The organism is Bradyrhizobium sp. MI1.3 (assembly GCF_055811695.1).
Map to the genome: position 1 here is coordinate 117,213 of NZ_JBVVPQ010000001.1, position 25,191 is coordinate 142,403.

Consider the following 25,191-nt stretch of genomic DNA (forward strand, 5'->3'; position numbering starts at 1 on the left):
GAAACATGTCAGGGACTCTGGTCGGTGAATTGATCCTCTGGCTGATCGTCGCCGTCGTGGTGATCGTGGTCGGCGTCTACATCGTGAACTGGCTCTATCACCGCTCGTCCAAGGAGACCTCATTCGTCCGGACCGGCCTGCTCGGCGAGCGCGTCGTGATCAACGGCGGCGCCTTCGTGCTGCCGTTCATCCACGACTACACGCCGGTCAACATGAACGTGCAGCCGATGGGCATCGTTCGCTCCCGCCAGGACGCCGTAATCACCCGTGACCGCATGCGCGTCGACATCGAGGCCGATTTTTATGTCCGCGTGCAGGCGACCCGCGAAGCCGTGTCTATCGCGGCCGCCACGCTCGGCCGCCGCACCATGGAGCCCGAACAGCTCCACGCCCTCCTCGCCGGCAAATTCATCTCCGCCATTCGTTCCGTTGCCTCGGAGATGACCCTCGAGCAGATGCACGAACAGCGCGGCGAGTACGTCGCCCGCCTCAAGGCAAACGCGGCAGAGGCCCTCGCCCAGAACGGACTCGAGCTGGAGTCAGTCGCGATCACCGATCTGGACCAGACCGATCTCGAATTCTTCAACCCCTCGAACCGCTTCGACGCCGAAGGTCTGACCCGCCTGATGGAGGACATCGAGGCCAAGCGCAAGCTGCGCAACGACATCGAGCAAGATTCGATGATCAAGATCCGCTCTCGCAACCTGGAGGCCGAGCGGCAGGCTCTCGAGATCGAACGCGAAAGCGAGACGGCGCGCCTCGAACAGGAACGTGACATCGAGATGCGCCGCGCCCTGCAACGCACCGAGGTCGCGCGCGAGCGGGCCCTGCGCGAGACCGAAGCGGAACAAGCGCAGATTTCCGCCCGTGAAACCATCGAGAAGGCGCGAATCGCCAACGACCAGGCGATCGCCGAAGCCCGCATCGCCTCGGAGCGTGAGACCCGTCAGCGGGAGATCGAGCGCACCCGCACCATCGAGGAGAAGGAGCTGCTCGCACGGGAGGAAATCGAGAAGACCCGGATCGCCAACCAGCGTTCGATCGATACCAACCGCATCGCCTCCGAGCGCGAGGTGCGCCAGCGCGAAATCGAGCGGATGCAGACCATCGAGGAAGCTGAGATCACCGCCCGCGAGGCGATCGAGAAAGCGCGTATCCAGCAGGACCGCGTCGTGACGGACGCCCGCATCGCCAACGAAGAGGAGACCCGGCGCCGCGAGATCGACCGGACCCGCGCTGTGGACGAAGCCGAGATCGCTGCCCGCGAGACGACCGAGAAGGCCCGCATCGCCCAGACCATGATTGTCAATGTCGAGCGCATCGCATCCGATGAGCGCACCCGTGCGCTGGAGATCCAGCAGGTGCGTAACATCCAGGAAGCCGAGATTGAGGCGCAGCGTGCGGTCGAGGCGGCGCGCATCGACCGCGAGCATAGGCTCGCCGTCGAGCGCATCGCGGCCGAGCAGAATACCCGGCAGTTGGAGATCGAACGCAATCAGACGCTGGAAGTCGCAGAGGTCACGGCACGCGAGGCCACGGAAGCTGCCCGCATCACCCAACAAGAACGCGTTCGGTCGCTGGAAATCGCCCGCAACCGCGCCGTCGAGGAAGCCGACATCGCCTCACGCGAAGCCATCGAAGCCGCGCGGATCGCGCAGGAGAAGTCTGTTGCAGCCGAGCGTATTCAGGCCGAGCGTGACACACGCGCGCTCGAGATCGAGCGCACAGCCGTGCTCGAGGCGGCCGAGCTGAAGCGGCGCGACACCATCGAGCGGCAGCGCATCGGCGTCGATCTCGCGCTCGAAACCGAGCGCATCACGTCCTCCAGGAAGCGCGAAGTCCTCAACATCGAGCACAAGAAGGCGATCGAGATCGCGGATGAGGACCGGGTCATCGCGCTCTCGACCAAGAAGTCCGAGCGCATCGACGCCGACCGCCAGGTCAGGCAGGCCGAGATTGTCGCGCGCAAGGAGGTCGAGACCACGGACGTCTCGCGCGAGCATGCGCTGGAGGCGGCGCGGATCGAACGTCGCCGTTCGATCGAACAGCTCGAAGTCGCTCGCGTCCAGTCGCTGCAGGAAGCCGAGATTGCCGCGCGTGAAGAGGTCGAGCGCACCCGCATTGCCTCCGATCGCGGCCTCGACGAGGCCCGCATCGGCCGCGAGCGCGAGCTGCGCAAGCTTGAAATCAATCGTGAGAAGGAGGTCGAGACCGTTCTGATGGAGAAGGCGATTGCCATCCACCTGAAGTCGTTGGAGGAATCCGCGGCCAAGACCTCGGCCGAGGAGGCGCGGGTGCGTGCCACTGAGGCTACCGAGCGCGTCATTACCGCGCGCGAGAGCGAGATCGCGAAGCGTCGCAAGACCGTGGAGATCCTGATCGCCGAGAAGCAGGCCGAGGAGACGCGAATTGCCGCGGAAGCGGAACGGATCCGCGCCGCGGTCGAGGCCGAGGCGCAGCGTATGCTCAACGAGGCCGAGAACGTGCTGACGGACCAGGCGCGCTACTCGCTGTTCCGTAGAAAGCTGCTCGACCGCATCGAGGGCATCGTCCGTGAGAGCGTCAAGCCGATGGAGAAGATCGAGGGCATCCGCATCCTCCAGGTCGACGGCCTCAACGGCAACGGCCATGGCGGCAATGGCGGCCGGAGCGCGACCGACGAGGTGATCGACTCGGCGCTGCGCTATCGCGTCCAGGCGCCGCTGATCGACTCGCTTCTTGCGGACATCGGCGTCGAAGGCGGCAGCCTCGCCAAGATGCCAGGCCTGATCCGAGAAGCTCGCGACATGCAGGGCATCAAGGACTCCGCGCGCAAGGGCGGCGGCGGCGAGAATCCAACCGCTGCGCCCTCGCCTTCGTCCGACGGCGAGCCGACCGCCGAGCGCAGCCCTCGGAAGAAGAGCTGAGGTCGCCCCATGGCCCGGGTCTATGTCTCAACCGTCGTCAACGCACGCAACGATCGCGTCTGGGCGCGGGTACGCGACTTCAACGGTCTGCCGAACTGGCATCCCGCGATTGCGGAAAGCCGCATCGAGGGCGGCGAGCCCTCCGACAAGATCGGCTGCGTCAGGGATTTTCGCCTGCGCAACGGCGATCGTATCCGGGAAAGGCTGCTCGGCCTGTCCGATTACGACATGTTCTGCACCTACTCGATCCTCGAATCCCCGATGGGGGTCGAGGACTACGTCGCGACGCTTCGGCTGACGCCGGTCACGGATGGCGACCAGACCTTCATGGAATGGACCGCCGAGTTCGACTGCGCACCCGAGCGGGAGGCGGAGCTCGTCGCGAATATCGGCGGCGGCGTGTTCCAGGGCGGCTTCGACGCCCTCAAGCGCCAGTTCGGAGGCTGAGCGCCGTGCCGCATATCGTCAAGAGCACGATCCTGGATGCGCCGACCGGCTCCGTGTGGGCCGTGCTGCGCGACTTCAACGGGCACGATCGCTGGCATCCGGCGGTCGCGACCTCCACGATCGAGCGCGCGCAGGCTTCGGACAAGATCGGTTGTGTCAGGCGCTTCAAGCTGCAGGACGGCTCGGAGCTGCGCGAGCAATTGCTGACGCTGTCGGATCTGGAGCAGACCTTCAGCTATTGCATGCTCGATACGCCGGTCCCGATGTTCAACTACGTGGCCCACGTCCGCCTGCTGCCCGTCACGGACGGCGACCGCACCTTCTGGCACTGGGAATCCCGCTTCTCGACACGGCCGGGGGACAAGGACCGGATCACCCACATGGTCGCGGAAGACATCTACCAGGCGGGATTCGACGCGATCCGCCGGCACCTCAAGGAGGCTGTGTCAACATGACTGTGACGGTGAAGACCTTCACGAGTTCGAGCGAGGCCGCCGCTGCGCTGTCGTCCGATCGCAACGCACGCTATCTCGGCGGCGGCACGCTGGTGATGCGCGCACTGAACGAAGGCGACATCTCGATCTCGACCGTCGTGCGCGCCAATGACCATGCCTTGACGCGCATCGACCCCTCCGGCCCGCGGATCACCCTAGGTGCTGGTGTAACTTTCGCCCGGATTCTGGGCGAGCGCGACCTTGCTTTCCTGCACGCCCCTGCCCGTTCGATCGGTGGCCCGGCGGTGCGCAACATGGGTACGGTGGGCGGCAATCTGTTCGCGCCCAACCCCTATGGCGATTTCACCGTCGCCCTGCTTGCGCTCGATGCCACGGTGGCCCTGCAAGGCGGCTTTGGATCGCGCGACATTCCAATTGAGGAGTTTTTGCAGTCGCGCGAAAGGCAGGCGGGTGCGCTCGTGCTGTCGGTGTCGTGCACGCGACCGACAAACGCGGATGCTTTTCGCTACCGCAAGATCGCACGGATCAAGCCCAAGGGCGGCTCGGTCATCACGCTCGCCGCACATCTGCCTATCAGTGGCGGACGGATCGCCGGGGCGCGAATTGCATTGGGATCGATGGCGCCGACGCAAATACGTGCGCGGGCGGCCGAACGCGCCCTGGAAGGCCGCGCGCTCGATGCCGCGACCGTCGCGGCCGCAGCCTCTGCAGCCGCGGAAGGAACATCGCCGTCCGACAACGCGCTCGGCAGCGCCTGGTACCGCCGCGAGATCGTCGGCGTCCATCTGCGTCGTCTTCTTTTGGGTCAGGAATAGATCGTATGGCCAAGACTGCTCTGCAATTCCGCCACAACGGCAGCGATGTCGCCATTTTCGTTGATGGTGGCACCAACCTCCTCGTCGCGCTTCGCGAATTGATCGGCGACATGACGCCGAAGTTCGGCTGCGGCCAAGGGGGCTGCGGCACCTGCAGTGTCCTGATCGACGGCGAACTCCATCTCTCCTGTCTGACGCTGGCCGAGACCGTTGCCGGCCGCTCCGTCGAGACGCTGGATAGCCTGAAGCAGGGACCGAACCTCCATCCGCTGCAGCGCGCCTTCGCCGAGAATTTTGCTGCCCAGTGCGGCTATTGCACGCCGGGCATGCTGATGGCTGCCAAGGCATTGCTTGATCGCAATCCCTCGCCGAGCCGCGCCGAGATCGTCGAGGCGATCTCCGGCAACATCTGCCGGTGCACCGGCTACGAGCCGATCATCAACGCCATCCTCGCCGCCTCCGGTGGCCGGGTGAGCGCCTGAAGGACCAGATCATGCTGGAACTGCGCAAAGACATTTTCGCCGACGAGCGCGACGACAATCTCAACGAGATCGGCAAGGGCACGCAGCGCCAGGACATGCTCGGCCATGTCACGGGGACGTCGAGCTATTTCAACGACCACAAGCTCCAGGGCATGCTGCACCTGAAAGTCGTTCGCTCGACCCATTCGCATGCGAGGATCCGGCGGATCGACACCACGGACGCCGAGCGCTCATCCGGCGTGCGCCGGATCATCCGCGGCTCCGACGTACCCCGCAACCTCAATACGCTTTTGAGTCTGATCAATTTCGGCAGGGACGACGAGCCGTCGCTGGCCGTCGACAAGGTCCGCTACAAGGGGGAGCCGATCCTGGCCATCGTCGCCGACAGCGAGCGCGAGGCCTTTGAAGCTATCTCGAAAGTCCGCATCGACTACGAGCCGTTGCCGACCGTGTTCGACGTTGAAGATGCGCTGAAGGCCGGCGCGCCCGTCGTCAACGACACCTATCCGAAGAATGCCTTCATTTATCACGACACATACGACCACCAAAAACTCCGCTTCGGCGACGCCGATGCCGCGCTCGCGACCGCCGATCACGTGCTCGAGCAGCGCTACCAGATGTCGCCTATCGAGCACGCGCCGACCGAAACCAACGGCTCGATCGCGGCGCCCGACACCAACGGCCGCTATGTCGTCTATACCTCGACGCAGGCGTTGTTCTTCTCGGTCGACACCTGCGCCAAGATTCTCGATGTCCCCTCGAACACCTTCCATTTCATTGGCGGCACCGTCGGCGGCGGCTTTGGCGGCAAGGTGGACACGCTGACCGAACCTTTGTGCATCCTGGGTGCGATGCTGACCGGACGTCCGGTACGCTACGTGTTCGGACGCGAAGAAGAGATGCAGTACGGCCCGCCGCGGGGCGCCGAGCGCATCTACATCAAGGACGGCGTGATGCGCGACGGCCGCGTCGTCGCGCGGAAAGTCCGCGCATATTTCGACAGCGGCGCATATACGCGGCTCTCGAGCTATGCAGCGGTGAAATGCGCGGCCCACCTGCCGGGACCCTACACCATCCCGAACGTCTATGGCGACGTCTACTGCGTCTTCACCAACCGCACGCCGGCAACCGCGATGCGCGGCTTCGGCGTCACCGCAATGGATTTTGCGATCGAGTGCCAGATGGACAAGCTCGCGAACCTCGTCGGCATGGATCCGATGGAATTCCGCATTCTCAATGCCTATCGCGACGGCGACATGAAGGCACACCGGCGCGAGGCCAAGAACACGGCGCTGATCGAGTGCGTCCAGGTCGCCGCCGAAAAGGCCAAATGGCCGATCCGCGACGAGTTCAAGCGCGCCTCCTCCCGCAAAGACGGCGGCGGCAGCCGCGCCGCCGTCCCGCGGACGCCGACTGACACCCGCGGAGGTACAACTGCGCCAACGCAGCAGCGCACGACTTATGATCGCCAGCCGACGACCGCCTTGCGCGAACCACCGCGTGAGCCCCCGCCGCCCCCCCCACAGCCACCGCGACCGGCAGCGCCCTCGCATGGGGCGGGCCGATTCTCATCCGTGTTCGGCACCAGGAGGCGTTGAGATGACCCGACATCGCGGACGCGGCATCGCGTCGGTCAATTATCCCATCGGCATGAACCTCGGCGGCGATCCCAGCCAAGCCCTGGTTCACTCCAATCCGAGCGGTAAATTCACCGTGGCGCTTTCCTCGATCGATCTCGGCCAAGGCATGAAGTCGGTCACGCGGCAGATCTGCGCAGAGACGCTCGGCGTACCCGTCGAGGACGTCTACGTCGACACCGCCGATTCCGACACCGGTCCGCATTGCATGGGCTCGTTCGCTTCGCGCGGCACCCATCGCGTCGGCAATGCCGTGATGGCGGCAGCGCGCGAGGCGCGCGGCGTGATGATGGAGGCCGCCGCAGAGGAACTCGAGGTCAACGCCGCCGATCTCGAAACCGACGGCCGGGGGAACATCCACGTCAAGGGCGCGCCGCACCGCTCGATCTCCACCAAGGACGTCGCCATCGCGGCGCAGTTCAAGCAGGGCAAGACCATCTCTGGCCGTGGCATCTTCCTGGTTCCTCTGTCCAATGTCGATCCGGAAACCGGCGAGATGTCGCCGGCGACCTGCTACGCCCATGCCTGTCTTGTCGCCGAGGTCGAGGTCGACGACGAGACCGGCGAGGTCACGATGATCCGCATGGACTCTGCCTACGAGCTCGGCCGCGCGCTCAACCCGCGCCTGGTCGAGCAACAGCTCGTCGGCGGCGCCTGGATGGGTGTCAGTCACGCGCTCTACGAGACTCCCGAACCGTATTATCCAGACCCTGTCCACGGACCTCGCGACTTCGTCGAATATATCATGCCCGGTCCTGGCGACATCTGCCCGCACGACATCGCCGTGTTGGAACGCCCCGCTCCCGATGGCCCCTTCGGCGCCAAAGGCCCCGGGGAAATGTGCGCGAATCCGGTATTGCCGGCCGTTGCGAACGCCATCTTCAACGCCGTCGGCGTTCGCATCGACGATCTGCCGATTAGGCCGGAGAAGGTGCTGCGCGCGATCAAGGCCGAGGGCGGCGCGCGCCCTCAGGCGCGGCGCTGAGGTCGCGATGGCCGTCCGCAGCAACATCGTCGGCATCGACAGCCCCGAGGCACTGGAGAAGGCGCTTCGGGCCGCCTATTACCTCGCCGACGAGGGGCTGGCGACCGCGGCCTATCTCGGGCTGGCACTGGGCAAACCATTGCTGGTCGAGGGTGCGCCGGGCGTCGGCAAGACCGAAGCCGCCAAAGCCATCGCCGCCGTCCTCGGCCGCCGCCTGATCCGCCTGCAATGCTACGAAGGCATCGACGCATCCGCAGCACTCTACGAATGGAACTATCCGCGCCAGATGCTCGCCATCCGCCAGGCCGGCGATGAGAGCATCGACATCTACGGCGAAACCTTTCTGATCGAGCGACCGATGCTGGCGACACTGCGCGCGCCTGACTCGACTGTGCTGCTGATCGACGAAATCGATCGCGCCGACCAGGAATTCGAAGCCTTCCTGCTCGAGTTTCTGTCCGACTTTCAGATCTCGATCCCGGAGCGCGGCACGGTGCGCGCTTCTGAGCGCCCGGTCGTCGTCCTCACCTCAAACCGCACGCGGGATCTTCATGAAGCGTTGCGGAGGCGGTGCGTCTATCACTGGATCGACTATCCCTCGGCGGAGCGCGAAGCCCGCATCGTGATGATGCGGGCCTCCAGCGTCGCCGAGGGGACCGCGCGGGCCGTCGTCGCCGCCGTCGAGAAGCTGCGACGCGAGCCGCTCAGCAAGGCGCCCGGGATCGCCGAGGCCGTTGACTGGGCTGAGGCCGCCACGCTGCTGCACAAGGGCGGCGCACGGTGGCCCGATGCCTTCAGGCGCTCGATTGGCGTTGCCCTGAAAGACGAGGAGGATCTGCACTTCATTTCGCCGCGCCTCGACGCCCTGCTGGCGGAGGCCTCTGCATGAGCGCCGAACCCGAACTGCCGCGCGCTGCGCGTGTTTTCATCTCGTTCGTCAGCTTGTTGCGAACGAACAGGTTTGCCGTCGCACCGGAACAGACGACCTCGTTCCTCGCCGCGATCCAGTTGCTCGGTCCCCGCAGCCTGGAAGACATTCGGCAGGCGGCCCTTGCAACACTGGCCCCTCCACCGGAGCGTCGCGCAACGTTCGACCGGCTGTTCGATCTGCACTTTCGCGGAAACGAGGCAATCGAGCGCGTCGATGACGGCGAGGACGACGAGACAGTTCGGCTCCAAGAGGAGGCCCGTGGAAACGACGAGCCACTGTTGTCGGACGAAGCCAATGAGTCCGGTCTCGCAGCTGCGCGCGCCGAAGCGCTGGTCGAGCGCCGCTTTGCGCAGCTCTCGACCACCGATGCGCTGCGCCGGCTGTCCCGCGAGGCGCCCAGGCGCCTGCCGAAGCGGCGCGGCCATCGCCGCATGCGGGCTCGCAGCGGACCCTACGCGGATTTGCGCCGCACCTTACGCGACTCCATTAGCAGCGACGGCGAAATCCTCCGGCTGGGACGTTTGAAGCGGCGGCACCGCCCACGCAAGGTGTTGCTTCTGATTGACGTCTCCGGCTCGATGAAGACGCGCACCGAAGAGAATATGAAGTTCGCGCACACGCTGGTGCAGGCGGCACCCAATGTCGAGGTCTTCACCTTCGGCACGCGGCTGACCCGCATCACCCGCCCGTTGCGTCTCAAGCGCCGCGAGCAGGCGCTCAAGGCCGCGGCCTATGTGGTCAGCGACTGGGACGGCGGCACCCGGATCGGCGAGGCGCTTCAGGCCTTTCTCGCCGTGCCCCGCTTTGGCGGATACGCGCGAGGAGCTGCCGTGATCATTATTTCCGACTGCCTGGAGCGGGGCGAACCCGACGCGCTGCGCGATGCGGTCGCGAAACTATCGCGCCGTGCGTGGCGCGTGAGCTGGCTGACGCCGCTCGCGGCCGGTTCCGGCTTTCGGCCGCAGACCGAAGCGCTGGTCGCGATCGAGCGCTTCGTCGACGACCTGGTCGATGGTGGATCGAGCGCGTCGATCGTCGCGCATGTGCTGGCGCTGGGACAGAGGAGAGTTGCGTGACGGATATCGTCGATGGGCACCATCATATCTGGCGCCAGGCTGACCTGCCCTGGCTGGTCGGTCCGATGCAGCCGCGCATCTTCGGTCCATACGAGCCGATCCGGCGCGATTACCCGATCGGGGAATATCTCCGCGACCTCGAAGGCAGCGGCGTCACCCGCTCAGTCTATGTCCAGACCAACTGGGCCAATGACCGCTTCGAGGAAGAGGCCGCCTGGGTGCAGCAGACCGCCGAGGAGCACGGCTGGCCGCATGCCATCGTAGCTTACGCCGACTTTTCAGTGGATGACGTGCGTCCACAGCTCGATCGCCTGAAGCGCTATGCCCTCGTACGCGGCGTTCGCATGCAACTGCATTGGCACGAGAACCCGCTTTATCGCTTCGCCGCGCGGCCGGATCTCTGCACCGATCCCGTGATCCAGCGCAACATCGCCCGCCTTGCGGATTATGGCTGGAGCTTTGACCTTCAGGTGTTCACGCCGCAGATTCCGGACGCCGCGCGCCTTGTGGAATCTTGCCCGAAGGTGACCTTTATCCTCCAGCACGCCGGCATGCTGGAGGACCTTTCACCCCCAGGCCGCGCTGCGTGGCGCGCCGGCATGGCCCGCCTCGCCGCATGCCCGAACATCGTGTCGAAACTGTCGGGGCTCGGAACCTTCATCCACCGCAACGACCCCGCGCATATCGCGTCCGTCCTGACCGATACGATTGCGATCTTCGGCGCCGAACGCTGCCTGTTCGGCTCGAATTTTCCGATCGAGAAATTGTGGACCAACTACCGCGAGTTGATTGATGCATTCCGTGTCGCCGCGGCGCCGCTACGCGATGATCAGCGCGAAGCCGTTTTCAGAACCACTGCCATGCGCGTCTATCGGCTCTGAGCGCCGAGGAAACAACGAGAACGGACACAGGGAGGGACGGAATGCCGCTGGAGATCAAGATTCTGGACTATGGCGATATTGAGCTGGAATCGAGCTTTTTGGTTCTCGGCCGCGATTGCGGCCGCACCCGCCGCGTCCTCACCCTCGGTTTCCTGATCCTCGGCGGCAAGTATCCGGTGGTGGTCGATACGGGTTACCGCTCCAACCAGATCATGGAAACGCTGGGCATGCGCGGCCTGCAGTATCACGAGCACATGATCGAAAACCAGCTTGCACGGCACGGCGTGCGGATGGGCGATGTGCGCTTCGTCTGCCACACCCATCTGCACATCGACCACGCCGGCAAGGACGATCTGTTTCCGATGAACACGACTGTCGTCCTCAACCGTCGGGAGCTTGAATACTCCGTGTCCGGCCTGATGCATCCGCAATATCCGGCGCCGGATATTAAGCATCTGATCGACCGTCTGCACACCAAGAGTGCCCTGCGCTTTCTCGACCTTGAGATCACAGGTCCCATCGAGCTGATGCCGGGCGTCTACTGCGACGCTGCGAATGCGCATACCGAGGGCTCGATGAACATCATCGTCGAAACCGCCGACGGCATCGCCACAATTTGCGGCGACGTCATCTATGATTTCAACGACCAGATCGTAACGCCCTTCAACGAGATCCACGACTGGGAGCCGCGCACCACCGGCAATCACGGCACCACCAAGCGCGCCGAGAAGGCCGCCATCAAGAAGCTGCTCAGCAATTCGCGATATCTGCTGCCGGTCCATGACCGTCCCGCCAAGATCGAAGGTGGCAACGTCGTCGGCCGACTCCACGACCAGGTGCCTGGGCCGGTCGTGCAGTCCCTGCCCCAGCGCAACTGGTTTCCAGCCTAGACGCCAGAGGATGGATGATGACGCACGTCACCTTACGCTCCGAATTCGAGACCCTGATTGACCCCTACGCACCAGTCGCGCAGATCGGCACCGGTTTTGACTTCACGGAGGGACCGATCTGGCATCCAGTCGATCATTATCTGCTGTTCTCGGACATGCCGGCCGACGTGCGTCGGCGCTGGGATGCGCGGCGAGGCGTCGCCGAGGTCAAGCGTCCCTCGAACAAATGCAACGGCATGACCTATGACGCCGAACTCAATTTGATCGTTTGCGAGCACGCGACGTCGTCATTGATCCGCGAGCGGCCGGATGGGCGGCGCGAGGTGCTGGCCTCGCACTTTGGGGGACAGGAGCTCAACAGTCCCAATGACGTCTGCGTGCACTCCTCGGGCGCGATCTATTTCTCGGATCCCTGGTATGGCCGCATGCCGGTCTATGGCGTCGAGCGGCCAAGGCAGCTCGGTTTCCAGGGCGTTTATCGCGTGGTGCCCGGCGCCGAGCCGAAGCTCGTCGTGGACCGCAATCTGTTCGACCAGCCGAACGGGCTGTGCTTCTCGCCCGACGAGAAACTGCTCTATGTCAACGACACCGTACAGGCACTGATCCGCGTATTCGATGTCAACGGCGACGGCTCGCTGTCGAGTGCGCGTGTGTTCGCGAGCGGCATCCGCTCCGAGCTCGAGCCCGGCTTGCCCGACGGCATGAAGTGCGACCAGCACGGCAACATCTGGGTCACGGCACCCGGCGGCGTGTGGGTCTATTCGCCGCGCAGCGAGCTGCTCGGCAAGCTCCGCCTGCCCGAGCTTGTCGCCAACCTTACCTGGGGCGGGCCGGATTTCCGCACGCTGTACCTGACTTCGACGCACTCGGTCTATGCCATTCCCACCAAGGTCGGACCGCGCCACGAGCCCTATATGAGCGGCAAGCGAGGCGGCGGCACAGCGGCGGCCGGCTCTGCTTCCGCTGCACCCGTCCTCGCCGACGGCGAGATGCAGCTCGACCCGCGACGCTGCGCCATGATCATCCAGGACCTCCAGAACGACGTCATCATGGACGGTGGCGCCTTTGCCGATTCCGGCGCGCCCGGGCATGCGCGCCAGCAGCATGTCGTCGAGAACGTCCGCCGCGTGGCCGAAACCGCGCGGGCGCGCGGCGTCGCCGTCATCCATGTCTGGTTCGTCGTTGAGCCCGGCGCGCCCGGCGTGACTCTGAATGCGCCACTGTTCGAGGGTCTCGTCGACAGCAAGGCGATGGTGCGCGGAAGCTGGGGCGCGGCACCGGTTTCAGGTCTCGAACCACGGCCCGGCGATTTCGTGGTCGAGAAGGTGCGAATGAGCGCCTGGGAAGGCACGAAGCTCGAAACGATCCTGAGAGCCACCGGTCGCGACATGATCATCAACACCGGCGCCTGGACCAACATGTCGGTCGAGCACACGGCGCGGACCGGTGCCGACAAGGGCTACTTCATGATCGTTCCTGAGGATTGCTGCTCGACCATGAACGCCGATTGGCACGCCGCGTCGATCAACTTCGCCATGCAGAACGTCGCCGTCGTGACCAGGGCCGATGCGGTCATCAAAGCGCTGGGATGAGCGGTGGCGAAGCTCCTGCACCTGTCCTGCTCGCCCCGCGACGACTCCTGGTCAAGCGCCGGCGCCCGCGTTTTCCTCGATGGCTTTCGCCAAGCTCGGCCCGATTGGGACGTGGACGTCATGGATCTCTGGCGCGAGCGCCTGCCGGAGTTTTCAGGCCCCATTGTCGAGGCCAAATATGCACGGATGAAGGCGCAGGCCTTTAACGACGCGCAGCGGGACAGCTTCGCGGAGGCCGAGCGGATGGCGGTGCGCTTGGCGCTTGCCGAGCGGGTGTTGATTTCCACGCCCATGTGGAATTTCGGCATTCCCTATAAGCTCAAGCAATGGTTCGACGTCATCGTCCAGCCCGGGCTCACCTTCCGGTTCGATCCGTCGCTGGGATATGTCCCGTTGCTGAAGGACCGGCCGACCATCGTCATCATTGCCAGTGGCAGCGATTTCGCCACTGGAATGAACCGCGGGCGCATCGACATGGCAACACCTTACCTGCGCGAAATTTTGCGTTTTGTCGGGATCAACAATGTCCGTTTCATTCCAATCGGACCAACCACCGGACCGCAACAGCCGATCGAGGCGGCCCGCGAACGCGCCCACCAACGTCTGGCCGCAATGGCCGCGAGCTTCTGATGCGCTCCGCAGGCGACTCAAAGGTTACGGCAGATTGTCCCGCAGAAAAATGTCGATGCGGATGCGCTCCTGGTCGGGGCTGATGGGCTCACCCGAACAATGCGCGAGCAGGACTCGCGCCGCAGACCGTGCCTCGTGGCCGGGATCCTGGTTGATGATAGCATCGAGCGCGCCGCGGACCAGGAAACGCCGTGTGTATTGAGTCAGCTCATGGGCAATCCAGACCACCTCGCGCGCGCGTCCCGAGGCCTCGAGCGCATCGGCGATGCCACGGTTGCCGGCGCCGCAGCAGTATATGCCGCGCAGATCGGGCTGGCGCGCGAGCAGTGCCGCAGTGAGCTCCCGCGTGCGCTCGCTGTCGTCGCGGCCCTCGATCACCGGCAGCGCGAGCAGGTTCGGATACTCGCTGGACAGGATCTGGTGGAAGCCGAATTGCCGCTCGGTGTGATCGCGCAGCGACAACGATCCCGCGATCACGGCCACCGTCCCCTCGCGACCAGTGAGGAACCGTCCCATCAGCGTTGCAGCGGTGCGGCCTGCCGCCGGGTTGTCGATGCCGACATAGTGCAGCCGGCGCGAGCTCGGCGCGTCCGACACAAGGGTCACCACAGCGACCCCGCGCGTGGTGAGTTCGTCGATCGCGGCGCGCACCCTGGGATGATCGAGCGCGATGACGGCGACGCCCTGATACACCGGCGAGAGATTTTCCAGTGCGGCAGCGAGTACGTCCGGATCGAACACGTCGACATGCAGGATATCAATGAAGCCGCGCTGGCCGGCGAGCCAGTCCGCGGTGCGCTGGACCTGCTCGGTCAGGTTGGTCATGAAGCTGTTGCTACCCGTCGGCAGCACAAAGGCAAAGCGGAACGTCTGCCCGCGGGCAAGCCGCGCGGCCGCGACGTCGGCTCGATAGCCGAGTTTTGCCACCGCGGCCTCGACCCGCGCGACGGTCTTGGCGCGCACGCCCTCGCGCCGGTTGACGACGCGGTCGACGGTGGCGAGCGAAACACCCGCCGTGCGCGCGACGTCCTCGAGCGTGGCACGAAGCACCGGCTGGGTCGCACCAGCATTCATTCGCGCGCCGCCCACAGCATGCCGCGGATCATCAACGTACGGATCTCCGGTACGTCGAGCTCGTAAGCGCGGTGGCCGAGCGAGGAATAGAACACCCTGCCCGCGCCGTATCGCTTCTTCCAGACCACGGGCATCACCACGCCCTCGATCCAGGGTGCGTGCTCGCCGGTGAAGGTCGTCGTCGCCAACACCTCGTTGGCGGGGTCGACATGCATGTAGTACTGCTCGGAACGATGCTCGAAACTCTTCAGGCCCTTCATGATGGGATCATCCGGCTTCGTCAAGTCGACCTTGTAGTCGATGATGTTGCCGGGATGCGCAACCCACTGCCCGCCGCACAGGAATTGGTAGTCGACAGAATCGCGGAAAGCGTCGCCCATGCCGCCATGATGGCCGGCGAGCCCGACGCCGCTACGGACCGCAGCGCAGAGATTGAGCGCTTCCGCCTTCTCGATCTTCGACATGGTGTAGATCGGGATGATCAGTGACAGGTCGTGAATCGCGGGATCGGCGAACGCGGCGGTGGTGGTTTCGATCCGCACCTCGAAGCCTTCAGCCTTCAGCCAGCCCCGGATCATCGAAGCACAGAGATCGGGATCGTGCCCCGGCCAACCGCCCCATACAATCATTGCCTTGCGCATGGTCATTCCCTCAGTCGATCTGTCCGGTTTCACGCCCGGCCGGCAGCATCGCCGGCCGTTCGACGCAGCTCTCGATCTTGACGCGTCGCCCTTCGTCGGCAGAGGTCTGGAACGCTTCCATCACCTCCAGCACGTGGAACGCGAGCGCACCGCTGGCACGATGCGGCCGGTTGTTCAGGATCGCGGAGGCCATGTCGGCGACACCGATGGAACGGAACTCGCCGTCGACATGACCGTGGGTCAGCGGCACCGGCTCCCACTCGCCGCCGGTCTTCGCGACCTGCACCTCGCCGCCGAAGCGGTTCGGGTCCGGTACCAGCATGCTGCCCTTGTCGCCATAGATCTCGATCGGCGCATGTCGGTGCTTGGGCACATCAAAGCTCATCGCGATCGAGACGACCGCCCCGCTCTCGAATTCGAGCGTGCCGGCGACATGGGTCGAAACTTCGACCGGGATCAGCGTTCCGTTCATCGGCTGGCTGGTGACCAACCGCTCGGATTTCGGACGCGCCGTCGAGCCCATCACGCTCGCCACCGGGCCGAGCAACTGCACGAGATCGGTGATGTAGTACGGGCCCATGTCAAGGATTGGCCCGCCGCCGCGCAAATAGTAGAAACCCGGCGCCGGATGCCAACACTCATGGCCGGGGCAGCCGAAGAACGCGCTACCGGCCACAGGCCTGCCGATCGCACCATCGTCGATCAACTTGCGCGCCGTCTGGTGCCCCCCGCCAAGGAACGTATCAGGCGCGCAGCCGACGCGAAGACTCTTCTGCGCGGCGAGCTCCATCACCTTGCGGGCTTCCGTGACGTTGATGCCGAGCGGCTTCTCGGAATGAACGTGCTTGCCGGCGTTCAGCACCGCGAGACTGACGTCGGTGTGGGCGAGTGGCACGGTGAGATTGATGACGATCTCAACGTCGTCCCGCTTGAGCAGTTGATCAACCCGCATCGCCGGCAGCCCGAAGGCGGCGCCTTGCCGCTCTGCGATGTCGCTGCGCATATCGGCGAGCGCCTTGATTTCCATGACCGGGAAGCGCTGGGCCGCCTTCAGATAAGCGGTGCTGATATTGCCGCAGCCGATGATGCCGATGCCGACTTTTCTCATTGTGATCTCCGTGAGGTGCCGTTCATCCCTTGACCGCGCCGGCAGTGAGGCCTGCGACGATGTGTTTCTGCGCGAGAAGGAAGATAATGATCGTCGGCAGGATGGTCAGTGTGATGAAGGCCAGGATCAGATGCCACTCGGACGAATACTCGCCCTGATAAACCATGATGCCGAGCGGCCAGGGATAGAGCGCGTCCGTGTTGAGCATCACCAGCGGCAACAGATAGGCGTTCCAGCTGTTGACGAAGGTGATGGTACCGACGGTCGCCAGGATCGGCCGCGACAACGGCAACGTCACATAGCGGAAGAATTTGATATAGCTGCAGCCGTCGACCAGCGCGGCTTCCAGCAGTTCGTACGGGATGTCCTTGAAGAAGCGCCGCAGCAGCAGCACGCTCATCGCAAGACCGAAGGCCGCCTGCGGCAGGGCAACGCCAAAATATGTATCGAGCAATCCGAGATCGCGCACCTTGATGAAGAGCGGCAGCACCGCTGTCGCCGCCGGAAACAGCAGGCCTAGCGTCAGGTAGCTCAGCAGCATCGAGCTGCCATAGAACCTGATATGGGCAAAGGTGAACGCCGCCATCGAGGCGACGATCAGGGTCAGGGCCACCGTGAGGGTCGAGATGATCAGCGAGTTGCGCAAGAGCTGCCAGTAGCGTGCCGAGAACAGAATGTCGGCATAATTCTGCCACTCCCAGTGACGTGGCAGGCCGAACGGATTGACGCGCAGTTCGCCGAGGGATTTGAAACCACCGAACAAAGTCGCAAGCAGCGGCACCATTACGATGATGGCGACGACAACGAGGAACACCAGCTTGAACAGCATTGAGGGATCGAACGGCGCGCGAATGATCCTGGCGTTACTCATCGCGCATGAACCATCGCTTGTACGTGAAGGCAAAGGTCACGCAGATCGCAAACAGGATGACGCCGATGGCGCTGCCGTAGCCGACCCGCATGCGCGAGATGCCGTTGTTGTAGAGAAAGCTCACCATCGTGTTCGAGGAGTCCGCTGGCCCCCCGCGCGTCAACGGCATGACGAGGTCGAACAGCTGCAGCGAGCCGACGATGGCGAAGAACACGGAGAGCCTTATCGTCGGATAGAGCAAGGGAATGACCACATGTCGCAAGGCTTGCGATCGGGTCGCGCCGTCGATGCGTGCCGCCTCGACCAGGCTCTTGTCGAGACTCTGGAGCGCTGCGATGAAAAGCATCATGTGGAAGCCAAAGTACTTCCAGACGATCACGATCAGCACCGCCAGCATCGCCGTATCGGTCGAAGCCAGCAGATGCGGAGGCTCGGCGCCGAAGCTGCGCCAGATCGAAGCCACAAGGCCGTAGTCGCCATCATAGACGAAGCTGAAGATCAACCCGGTCGCGATCTCCGCCAGGATATAGGGCATGAAGAACAGCATGCGCAGCGCCACCGCCCCTCGAAAGCGCTCGGCGAGCATCAAGGCCAGCGTCAGCGCAAGCGGCAGCTGGATGGCGAGCGAAACAGCGATGATCAGGCCGTTGTTACGCAGCGCGAGCCAGAAGGCGCGGGTCTCCAGCACGAAGCGGTAATTGTCCAGACCGATCCAGTGGGTCGGCCTGCCGAACCCGTTCCAATTGAAGCCCGAATACCAGGCTGCTTCGCCGATCGGCAGCACAACGAACAACGTGAACAACAGCAGCGCCGGCGGCAGGAACAGGATGAGCACCGTCAGCCTGCCGTCCCAAACCGGGCCACGGACCCTGACTTGCGGTACCATCTCGCCAGCAGCACCGATCGCCGACACGCTCGCGGTCCGCCGCGCCACCGTCAGTTGCCCTGCTTCCACGCCGCCTCGATTGCCTTGGCAGCCTCTTGCGGGCTCATGCTGCCGCCGGCGATCTCGGCCGTGACGTCGTGGCGACGCGGCCGACCGACGGACCCAGGCTCTGGTCATAGAAGTTCTGGTGGTAGTTCGAATTCGCCAGATTGGCGGCGATCAGCTTCATGAAGCTGTTGTTCAGCCCTGCGTCCGCGCCCTGCACCACCGGGATGATGAAGTTGCCGGCGGCAAGCCGCGTCTGCACCTCTTTGGAGACGAAGTATTTCAGGAAATCGACGGCTTCCTTCGGCGAGCCTTTCGTAATCAGCCAACCGGTGATGCCGCCGAGCGTATCGGTGGGCGCACCCTTGCCGCCGGTCACGACCGGGAAGTCGAACCAGCACATCTTGTCCTCGGTCAATCCGACCTTGTCGGCGGCGAGAGCGCGCTGCAGATGATAGACCGTGCTGATCGCCAGCGTCATCGCCGCCTTGCCGTCGCCGAAATAGCCGACCGCCTGCGGATTCTTGAAGCCCAGGAAGCCATTCTGGAACGGCTGGAGATCGACGAGCTGCTTGAACAGCTCGCCGGATTTCTGGAAGGTTTCCCCGGAAAAGCCGCCGTTCTCGCCGCGCAGCGCCGCATCGAACGCCGCCTTGCCGCCGATGCGCACAGCAAGATGGGTCCAGTAGAAGTGCAGTGGCCATTTATCGGCGCCGCCGACCACGATCGGGGTCACGCCGGCGGATTTCAACGCCTTCACGGCAGCAAGCAGTTCGTCCCAGCTCTTGATCCCGGCAGGATCGACCTTCCCCTTGGCCATCAGCTCCTTGTTGCAGAGGAAGCCGACCTGCGAGAGCGCCGTGGGCAGACCATAAACGCGGCCGTTGCGGGTGAAGGCGGCGAGCGCCGCCGGCGTGAGACTGTCGCTGTAGCCCTTCACAGAATCGGTGATGTCGTCGAGCACGCCGGCCTCGATCTGCGTCTTCAGGACACCGCCCGCCCAGCTGTAGATGATGTTGGGCCGGTCTTTGGATTGGAGGATGGTCGGCAGCTTGGCCTTGTAGGCCTCGTTCTCGAGGAACTGCATCTCGACCTTGACGCCCGGATGCGACCCCTCAAAGGCGCGCGCAACCTCTTCCCAGATTTTGACCTGGGCCGGGTTGGCCTCGATGTGCAGCCACTTCACCGTCGTATCGGCCGCAGCGAGTTTCGCTCCGAGCAGGCATGCGACAACGGCCAGTCCCAGTTTCCCGAGCAGTCTCTTCACATCCTCCCAACGGCTTTTATTCTCTGGTGCAATCCTGCCTTCGATTTTTGAGGTACGCAACTAAAATTCTGATCTATGCACCTCACGAAGGAGGTCGTTAAGGTGAGCGCGAGAATCGGGCGGCGCGTCGCGCTGCCCCAACGCAAATCGAGGGATATCCATGGCTGCCGTTTATTCCGACCTCGCCGGCAAGGTCGTTCTCGTCACCGGGGGCGCATCCGGAATTGGCGCTGCGATCGTGCGGCGCTTCGCACAGCAGAAATCCAATGTCGTGTTCTTCGACATCAAAGTCGACGAGGGCCAATCCCTGGCACGCGAGCTGTCGGATCAAGGTCTTAGCGCGCGTTTCATGCGTGTCGATTTGACCGATATCGCCGCGTTGCGTGCCGGTGTCGCGGAGGCGCGCAACGTGCACGGCGCGATCAACATCCTCGTCAACAATGCCGCACATGACGAGCGGCACAGCACCGAGGAAATGACACCGGAATATTGGGACAACCGTGTCGCGGTCAACTTGAAGCACCAGTTCTTTGCTGCGCAGGCCGTGTTGCCGGACATGAAGGCGGCGAATGCCGGCGCGATCATCAATTTCGGTTCGGTATCGTGGATCGCCGGACAAGGCGGCATGGCCGCCTACACCGCCAGCAAATCAGGCGTCATCGGTCTCACGCGCTCCCTGGCGCGCGATTATGGCGCCTACAACATCCGCGTGAACGCGATAGCGCCGGGATGGATCATGACCGAGCGCCAGCTCGATAAATGGATGACGCCACAGGGCGAGGTCGAGCTGATGCAACGACAATGCCTGAAGCGCAAGCTCATGCCGGACGAGATCGCGAAGTTCACCATCTTCCTCGCTTCCGACGAGGCTTCCGCCTGTACAGCCCAGCACTACATCGTCGATGGAGGCTGGGTCTGAGGCGGAGCAGGCGAGATCGTGCATTGGCGCGCCGCTACTTTGCCAGGCGGAACTTCCCGCCTTCGACCTTGATCAGGAAGGCCGAGCGCTCATCATAGCCGTTGTGATCGGCCTTGCTCATGTTCGACAGCCCATTGTTGAGATAGATGTTCTGCCCTCGCTCGAGTGCGTCCCGCAGGGCCGCGCGAAATTCGATTGTGCCAGGCTTTGCCGTCTTCAGCGCATCCGGCGAAGCTTTTCCGATCAGCGCGACGACATCCCAGAGGTGAGCAGCGAACATGTTGGGCTTTTGCCCGTTTGCCGCTTCATACGCGGTCACGAACTCCTCCGTCGAGCGACGAAACGGATCTCCCGTGGGGAGGTCGGCGGCAATGGTAAAGGCCTCGCCCGCGAATACGGCACCTTCGACGTTCGCGCCACCAAGCTTGATGAATTCCTCACTGGCCACGCCGTGAGTCTGAAATATCTTCCCGGCGTATCCGCGCTCGCGGAGCGCCTGCTGCGGCAAGACGGCCGGAGTTCCTGCGGACGCGATGAAGACGGCATCCGGATTGGTCGACATCACCTTCAGCGCCTGACCGGTGACGCTGGTGTCGGCTCGCGCATAGACTTCGTGTGTGGTTACGGTCAGCCCCAGCGCGGGCGCGAGGCGGCTCACCTCCTTGTAGTAGCCCTCGCCGTATCCATCCGAAACGCCTATATAGCCCAGCGTCTTCACGCCTGACGTCGCGATATGCTTGAGAATGGCGGCCGCCATGAGGTCGTCATTGGGAACGACCTTGAAGGCCCAGGCGCGCTTCTCATCCATCGGTTGAACGATGGCGGTAGCGGCAGCGAGCGACAGCAGCGGCGTCTTCGATTCGAGCGCGACATCCAGCATCGGCATGGTCACCGGCGTCAGAGAGGAGCCGACCAGCACATCGACCTTGTCCTGGATCACCAGCCGGCGTGCGTTCTGGACCCCTTTTGTCGAATCCGACTCGTCGTCCAGGACGATATAGGTCACTTTCTCTCCACCGATCTCTTTCGGAAGAGCTGCAACCGTCTTGAGCTGCGGTTGTCCCAGTGCGGATCCCGGGCCACTTGCCGAAATCACAATTCCAATTTTGATGTCCGCGTGAGCCGCATTTCCATAAAGGACGCATGCCACAAGAAGCGAGGCTCGCGCGAAACCGACCTTCATGTCCTGTTCCTCCCTGTCCGCTTTGACGATTCCGCCGGCTGCGTCGGCGCCCCGGCTCGAGCTTGCAGTGCTCCCCACGACACCGTCGCCGCTCAAGAGGCATGTCGTCCGACATACGCGTTTCCTCCTGCGGTCCCGAGCAACCGGGCGGGCCATGCTAAGCGGATCGCAGCAACGTGTCTGTCCCTAGCGTTAGGGACAAGTCATCGGTGCCCGAACCGGAATATTGGGGTTGGCGGACGCACCGCCGCGTTCTCGCGGCGAAATTCGCCCGAGGTTTGCCTGGTCACTCCACCCTCAAATCCAAGAGGGCGCAGGGAAGGCCGGGTGCCGGCTGGCACCCGCGGTCCGCTGCGCGAAAAGCACACGCAGGAAAACCGCACAGCAGCATACAGGTGTAGCCAATCACTCGGCCTTCCCTGCGCGATGGTTGGACGGCTTATGCCGTGCTCTCCCGGGAGCCGAGTTCTCTTTGGCCTCCCTCGCCTTCGCGAAATTCACCGGCACCGCGCCGGTTGACGCAGATGCCGCATTCGCCAGGGCTTGACCGTAGCAACGACGGCCAGGACCACACGGTTTTGCCGTACGCACGGCCCGCCATTTCGCCGCAGTTTTTCCAGCCCTGTCGACGGAGCCGGAAACTTACAGACGAGACGAAGCCTAGCAGCGCCGCTCGTCGGAACGAAGCCTTGGGCTCACGGAGAGCAATCCGCCCTGCCCTTGGCCACTCGCACCCGAACGCTGCCGCGTCCACCGCAAGCCCGGCTCGCGAACATGACGACCACAAGATCGCCCCTCAAGGATGAGCCGGGATGGCCGATACATACGTCAAAACCGAATTTCGGTAACGTGGAATATTTTTGCGGAGAGGGGTTGACGCGGTGGCGGGTGTTTTGCCCGACGGGTCAAGGCCCGACACTCCTTCCGCGACATGAGCGGGCTTGGGACCCGACTTCAACGCGCCGGCGGCATCAGCGCACGCAGGATACCTGGCTTCCAGGCCTGACGCGCGCTGTCGAAGGCGGCAAAGTCGTGATCGAACTGCCAGTAGGCCCATGACCAGCCGAGCCTATCGGCGCTTCTCGCCACGAATGACAAATATCGCTGCCGGCTGTCGGATGGCGCACGCTCGTACACTCCGAACTCGCCGACATAAACCGGGCGCTGCTCTTTCTCCGCCCAGAGGCTCATCTTCCTGAAGTCCGCGGCAGCCTTCGCTTCATCCTCCGGGCTGCCCCAGTCCAGGGGCCCGATCCGCGAAAACGTCGGAGACCACGGCGCGCCCTGATGGGTGAACCGTATCGGCGCGTAATAATGAAACGTGACGATGAGATGCCTGTCCTCTGGCGGCAGAACCAGCGCGTCGACAGGGATCTCGTCGGTGTTGAGAACGGCGGCGATGACCAGCCGTTCGGGATTGGTGCGGCGGATAATGCCGAGACATTCATTGAGGAGCGAATTCCAGCCGGCGGACGTCATTTCCCCACCAGGCTCGTTCAACACCTCGAAGACGAGTGCCGGATATTTTCCGGCATAGCGCTCGGCGATCTGCCGCCAGAACGCCTTGAGCTTCTCGGCGCATTCGGAAACGTCGCGCTGGCAAAGATGAGTATCGTGCTCGTCGACGATGGGAACGAGCTTCCTCGCGAGAACCTCCTCGATGACGGCGTCGAGCCGCCTCAGGACGATTTCGTCCATGACATTCCCCGGCCCCATGAACTTGAAGCCGAAGAAATTGATCCTGACATGCGCGAACCCGGCTTTCTTGATGGCGGTCAGATTGTCCAGGCGAAATGGCGCGTTTTGGCCGCCTTCCCAGATACCATCGTAGCCGAGAATGTTGATACCGCGACCCAGTTTTGGCATGTCACGGGCGGCGGTCTGCTCGGCCCCGTGGGCGTGGGAGAACAGCGATGCAAGGAAGAACGCCGCTACCGCGAGATTGAAGCTTCTCGACCAGCGAGCGCGCGTGGCGGTCATACCGCTTCCATTCCTAGAGCCTGGAATTCCGTCGGTCGCACCGGCCTGCACGTCGCGAAGAAAAATCCCACCAGGAGCACCGATGTGAACATCGTCGAGCGAAGGAACGTCGTCTCCGTAAAATTGGTGTGAAAGCTGAGGACGACAAATCCGATGATGAGGGCACAATGCGATCGGTCGATCGTGCGAGCGGAAATCAGATGAAGGATCTTGTGCGAAAACAGGAGGACGGTCGCAGCAAAGAGCATGTACCCCAGGAAGCCGGTTTCCATCAAGATCGCGATGTAGCCGCTGTGATAATTGTCGAGCACCCAGCCGTGATTCTGTTCGAAATAATCGTAGATCGACGGGATGGTCCAGAAGCCGTTGATGCCGAAGCCGAGCAGCGGCGCATCGTTGAAATGGCTTATCGCGTAATGCCAGATGAAGGTTCGTTCGGTGAAATCGATACTGGCATCGCCGATATGGATCGCGTCGTATCCCGTCACGTAGAAATACAGGATCAGAAGTCCGGCCAGAACGCACATGACCGACGGCAGGAGCGCATAGAGCCTCATGCAGCCGACCGACCACATCGAGGTCACGAGCATGGCGCAGGCGGCCAGGGCGACAGCGCCGGCGCCGCGCGATTCCGACGCGAGCACACATGTCGACGCCAACAGGAACACGGCGAGGAAGGCCAGCCACCCCTGCCCCGTCATCTTTTGATAGCAGGCCAAGAACATCAGATACGCGCCGACGAAGCCGAGCGTCTGCTTGGATTCGTAGACGCCCTGCCATTGACCGTTGTGCATCCAGCTGTGGTCGATCCCGATGTCGGGCACGGCCAACGCACAGACAGCCGACGCGGCGACCAATATGAAGAGCCCAAGGGCCGTGGCTCTCACGATGTCGTCCACGTCGACGCGCGTGACGAGGCAAAATGCGCCGAACGTCGTCATCGCAAGCGCCGCGCTCTTCATGATCGCCGCGACGCTCAGGCTGGACCAGAACACCGAGAGAATAGCGAAGGCATAGAATGCGACCAGCGCCACCAGATCGGGATTGACCTGCAACCGCAGGCGCGGCTGCACGAATGCACTTGCGTAGATCAGGATAGCCCACATCAGAAGGGCTATGGCCTGTTGCAGAAAGCTCAGCTCCGCCGGCACTAGCGCAGCGTTGAAGATGCCCATCGATGCGACCACGTTGATGGTGATCGAACAGCTGATCGCGATCCTGGCTATCCTCTCGACGCCAACGCTGCGCGTCGTCCAGATCGCGCGCCCGGGTGCCCCGGAATCCACCTCGGTCTGCAGGCTGGCCATGAGATGACCTTCCTTAAGCGCGGTTAATAATTCGCTAGCGCAGGTCGATCTTCACGCCGCGAGGCGGCGCCGTTGCGAGAAATTAACGGTTTGGTAACGATACGAGCCCTGCTTGAAGCATTAGCGCAAATCACACGCCGCCGGTGTCTCGCCTGTAATGACCCTGCTATAAAGCGCAGATCC

Annotated in this window: 22 protein-coding genes and 1 pseudogene; 14 read left to right on the forward strand and 9 right to left on the reverse strand. The window is 63.5% G+C overall.

Translation table 11 applies throughout. The features are described 5' to 3' along the window. Positions 1-5 precede the first annotated feature (5 nt). From AC0L3A_RS00535 to AC0L3A_RS00595, 13 genes are read left to right on the forward strand one after another with little or no spacing between them, the layout of a single operon-like run. Positions 6-2,906 (forward strand): flotillin family protein, encoded by a 2,901-nt coding sequence (locus AC0L3A_RS00535; protein WP_473253335.1) that lies wholly within the window; start codon positions 6-8, stop codon positions 2,904-2,906. Positions 2,907-2,915: 9 nt separating this feature from the next. Continuing rightward, positions 2,916-3,353, forward strand: coding sequence for an SRPBCC family protein (locus tag AC0L3A_RS00540; protein WP_473253336.1), 438 nt, complete (start codon positions 2,916-2,918; stop codon positions 3,351-3,353). A gap of 5 nt (positions 3,354-3,358) precedes the next feature. Further along, positions 3,359-3,808, forward strand: coding sequence for an SRPBCC family protein (locus tag AC0L3A_RS00545; protein WP_473253337.1), 450 nt, complete (start codon positions 3,359-3,361; stop codon positions 3,806-3,808). Then, positions 3,805-4,623, forward strand: coding sequence for an FAD binding domain-containing protein (locus AC0L3A_RS00550; protein ID WP_219684407.1), 819 nt, complete (start codon positions 3,805-3,807; stop codon positions 4,621-4,623). The genes AC0L3A_RS00545 and AC0L3A_RS00550 overlap by 4 nt, the downstream gene beginning before the upstream one ends. 5 nt (positions 4,624-4,628) lie before the next feature. Then, positions 4,629-5,105 (forward strand): (2Fe-2S)-binding protein, encoded by a 477-nt coding sequence (locus AC0L3A_RS00555; protein ID WP_007593025.1) that lies wholly within the window; start codon positions 4,629-4,631, stop codon positions 5,103-5,105. A gap of 11 nt (positions 5,106-5,116) precedes the next feature. Continuing rightward, a complete protein-coding gene (locus tag AC0L3A_RS00560) occupies positions 5,117-6,703 on the forward strand; it encodes a xanthine dehydrogenase family protein molybdopterin-binding subunit (RefSeq protein WP_473253338.1) in 1,587 nt (528 codons plus the stop codon). 1 nt (position 6,704) lies between these two features. Then, on the forward strand, positions 6,705-7,727 hold the full coding sequence (locus tag AC0L3A_RS00565) for a xanthine dehydrogenase family protein molybdopterin-binding subunit (RefSeq protein ID WP_473253339.1): 1,023 nt from the start codon (positions 6,705-6,707) through the stop codon (positions 7,725-7,727). A 7-nt stretch (positions 7,728-7,734) separates the two neighbouring features. Continuing rightward, positions 7,735-8,616 (forward strand): AAA family ATPase, encoded by an 882-nt coding sequence (locus AC0L3A_RS00570; protein ID WP_219684410.1) that lies wholly within the window; start codon positions 7,735-7,737, stop codon positions 8,614-8,616. Further along, the gene (locus tag AC0L3A_RS00575; RefSeq protein WP_473253340.1) at positions 8,613-9,734 is read left to right on the forward strand and encodes a vWA domain-containing protein; all 1,122 of its coding nucleotides are present in this window, start codon (positions 8,613-8,615) and stop codon (positions 9,732-9,734) included. The genes AC0L3A_RS00570 and AC0L3A_RS00575 overlap by 4 nt, the downstream gene beginning before the upstream one ends. After that, complete coding sequence (locus AC0L3A_RS00580) at positions 9,731-10,615, forward strand: amidohydrolase family protein (protein WP_473253341.1); 885 nt, start codon at positions 9,731-9,733, stop codon at positions 10,613-10,615. Before AC0L3A_RS00575 ends, AC0L3A_RS00580 begins: the two co-directional genes overlap by 4 nt. A gap of 41 nt (positions 10,616-10,656) precedes the next feature. Next, a complete protein-coding gene (locus AC0L3A_RS00585) occupies positions 10,657-11,505 on the forward strand; it encodes an MBL fold metallo-hydrolase (RefSeq protein ID WP_007593031.1) in 849 nt (282 codons plus the stop codon). Between the two features lie 17 nt (positions 11,506-11,522). After that, positions 11,523-13,097 carry an isochorismatase family protein gene (locus AC0L3A_RS00590; protein WP_007593033.1) on the forward strand — a complete coding sequence of 525 codons (1,575 nt, stop codon included), beginning with the start codon at positions 11,523-11,525 and terminating at the stop codon, positions 13,095-13,097. 3 nt (positions 13,098-13,100) lie between these two features. Next, on the forward strand, positions 13,101-13,727 hold the full coding sequence (locus AC0L3A_RS00595) for an FMN-dependent NADH-azoreductase (protein ID WP_007593035.1): 627 nt from the start codon (positions 13,101-13,103) through the stop codon (positions 13,725-13,727). Positions 13,728-13,751: 24 nt separating this feature from the next. On the opposite strand, the gene AC0L3A_RS00600 is transcribed toward AC0L3A_RS00595, so the two are convergent. From AC0L3A_RS00600 to AC0L3A_RS00625, 6 genes and pseudogenes are all read right to left on the reverse strand, one after another. Continuing rightward, positions 13,752-14,801, reverse strand: a complete 1,050-nt coding sequence (locus AC0L3A_RS00600; RefSeq protein ID WP_007593037.1) for a LacI family DNA-binding transcriptional regulator — start codon at positions 14,799-14,801, stop codon at positions 13,752-13,754. Continuing rightward, positions 14,798-15,442: a ThuA domain-containing protein gene (locus AC0L3A_RS00605; RefSeq protein WP_219684414.1), complete on the reverse strand. Its 645-nt coding sequence runs from the start codon at positions 15,440-15,442 to the stop codon at positions 14,798-14,800. Before AC0L3A_RS00605 ends, AC0L3A_RS00600 begins: the two co-directional genes overlap by 4 nt. 10 nt (positions 15,443-15,452) lie before the next feature. Then, positions 15,453-16,550, reverse strand: coding sequence for a Gfo/Idh/MocA family protein (locus AC0L3A_RS00610; protein ID WP_473253342.1), 1,098 nt, complete (start codon positions 16,548-16,550; stop codon positions 15,453-15,455). Between the two features lie 22 nt (positions 16,551-16,572). Continuing rightward, on the reverse strand, positions 16,573-17,421 hold the full coding sequence (locus tag AC0L3A_RS00615; protein WP_473253343.1) for a carbohydrate ABC transporter permease: 849 nt from the start codon (positions 17,419-17,421) through the stop codon (positions 16,573-16,575). Beyond that, positions 17,414-18,355 (reverse strand): carbohydrate ABC transporter permease, encoded by a 942-nt coding sequence (locus AC0L3A_RS00620; protein ID WP_473253413.1) that lies wholly within the window; start codon positions 18,353-18,355, stop codon positions 17,414-17,416. The genes AC0L3A_RS00615 and AC0L3A_RS00620 overlap by 8 nt, the downstream gene beginning before the upstream one ends. Positions 18,356-18,357: 2 nt before the next feature. After that, a pseudogene (locus AC0L3A_RS00625) lies at positions 18,358-19,619 on the reverse strand (extracellular solute-binding protein). Positions 19,620-19,779: 160 nt separating this feature from the next. Between AC0L3A_RS00625 and AC0L3A_RS00630 the strand changes: the two are divergent. Next, positions 19,780-20,538 carry an SDR family NAD(P)-dependent oxidoreductase gene (locus tag AC0L3A_RS00630; RefSeq protein WP_007593048.1) on the forward strand — a complete coding sequence of 253 codons (759 nt, stop codon included), beginning with the start codon at positions 19,780-19,782 and terminating at the stop codon, positions 20,536-20,538. A 34-nt stretch (positions 20,539-20,572) separates the two neighbouring features. Here AC0L3A_RS00630 and AC0L3A_RS00635 read toward each other — a convergent pair whose 3' ends face one another. The 3 genes from AC0L3A_RS00635 to AC0L3A_RS00645 form a co-directional block, all read right to left on the reverse strand. Then, positions 20,573-21,721 (reverse strand): ABC transporter substrate-binding protein, encoded by a 1,149-nt coding sequence (locus tag AC0L3A_RS00635; protein WP_473253344.1) that lies wholly within the window; start codon positions 21,719-21,721, stop codon positions 20,573-20,575. Between the two features lie 954 nt (positions 21,722-22,675). Beyond that, positions 22,676-23,701 carry a glycoside hydrolase family 5 protein gene (locus tag AC0L3A_RS00640; protein WP_473253345.1) on the reverse strand — a complete coding sequence of 342 codons (1,026 nt, stop codon included), beginning with the start codon at positions 23,699-23,701 and terminating at the stop codon, positions 22,676-22,678. Next, on the reverse strand, positions 23,698-25,008 hold the full coding sequence (locus tag AC0L3A_RS00645) for an O-antigen ligase family protein (protein WP_473253346.1): 1,311 nt from the start codon (positions 25,006-25,008) through the stop codon (positions 23,698-23,700). Before AC0L3A_RS00645 ends, AC0L3A_RS00640 begins: the two co-directional genes overlap by 4 nt. Positions 25,009-25,191 lie beyond the last annotated feature (183 nt).

Bases quoted from the DNA above. Each gene is read 5' to 3' on its own strand.
- AC0L3A_RS00535 (WP_473253335.1), top strand. From the start codon at position 6: ATGTCAGGGACTCTGGTCGGTGAATTGATCCTCTGGCTGATCGTCGCC.
- AC0L3A_RS00540 (WP_473253336.1), top strand. From the start codon at position 2,916: ATGGCCCGGGTCTATGTCTCAACCGTCGTCAACGCACGCAACGATCGC.
- AC0L3A_RS00550 (WP_219684407.1), top strand. From the start codon at position 3,805: ATGACTGTGACGGTGAAGACCTTCACGAGTTCGAGCGAGGCCGCCGCT.
- AC0L3A_RS00555 (WP_007593025.1), top strand. From the start codon at position 4,629: ATGGCCAAGACTGCTCTGCAATTCCGCCACAACGGCAGCGATGTCGCC.
- AC0L3A_RS00560 (WP_473253338.1), top strand. From the start codon at position 5,117: ATGCTGGAACTGCGCAAAGACATTTTCGCCGACGAGCGCGACGACAAT.
- AC0L3A_RS00565 (WP_473253339.1), top strand. From the start codon at position 6,705: ATGACCCGACATCGCGGACGCGGCATCGCGTCGGTCAATTATCCCATC.
- AC0L3A_RS00570 (WP_219684410.1), top strand. From the start codon at position 7,735: ATGGCCGTCCGCAGCAACATCGTCGGCATCGACAGCCCCGAGGCACTG.
- AC0L3A_RS00575 (WP_473253340.1), top strand. From the start codon at position 8,613: ATGAGCGCCGAACCCGAACTGCCGCGCGCTGCGCGTGTTTTCATCTCG.
- AC0L3A_RS00585 (WP_007593031.1), top strand. From the start codon at position 10,657: ATGCCGCTGGAGATCAAGATTCTGGACTATGGCGATATTGAGCTGGAA.
- AC0L3A_RS00590 (WP_007593033.1), top strand. From the start codon at position 11,523: ATGACGCACGTCACCTTACGCTCCGAATTCGAGACCCTGATTGACCCC.
- AC0L3A_RS00600 (WP_007593037.1), bottom strand. From the start codon at position 14,801: ATGAATGCTGGTGCGACCCAGCCGGTGCTTCGTGCCACGCTCGAGGAC.
- AC0L3A_RS00605 (WP_219684414.1), bottom strand. From the start codon at position 15,442: ATGCGCAAGGCAATGATTGTATGGGGCGGTTGGCCGGGGCACGATCCC.
- AC0L3A_RS00610 (WP_473253342.1), bottom strand. From the start codon at position 16,550: ATGAGAAAAGTCGGCATCGGCATCATCGGCTGCGGCAATATCAGCACC.
- AC0L3A_RS00615 (WP_473253343.1), bottom strand. From the start codon at position 17,421: ATGAGTAACGCCAGGATCATTCGCGCGCCGTTCGATCCCTCAATGCTG.
- AC0L3A_RS00630 (WP_007593048.1), top strand. From the start codon at position 19,780: ATGGCTGCCGTTTATTCCGACCTCGCCGGCAAGGTCGTTCTCGTCACC.
- AC0L3A_RS00635 (WP_473253344.1), bottom strand. From the start codon at position 21,721: ATGAAGGTCGGTTTCGCGCGAGCCTCGCTTCTTGTGGCATGCGTCCTT.
- AC0L3A_RS00640 (WP_473253345.1), bottom strand. From the start codon at position 23,701: ATGACCGCCACGCGCGCTCGCTGGTCGAGAAGCTTCAATCTCGCGGTA.
- AC0L3A_RS00645 (WP_473253346.1), bottom strand. From the start codon at position 25,008: ATGGCCAGCCTGCAGACCGAGGTGGATTCCGGGGCACCCGGGCGCGCG.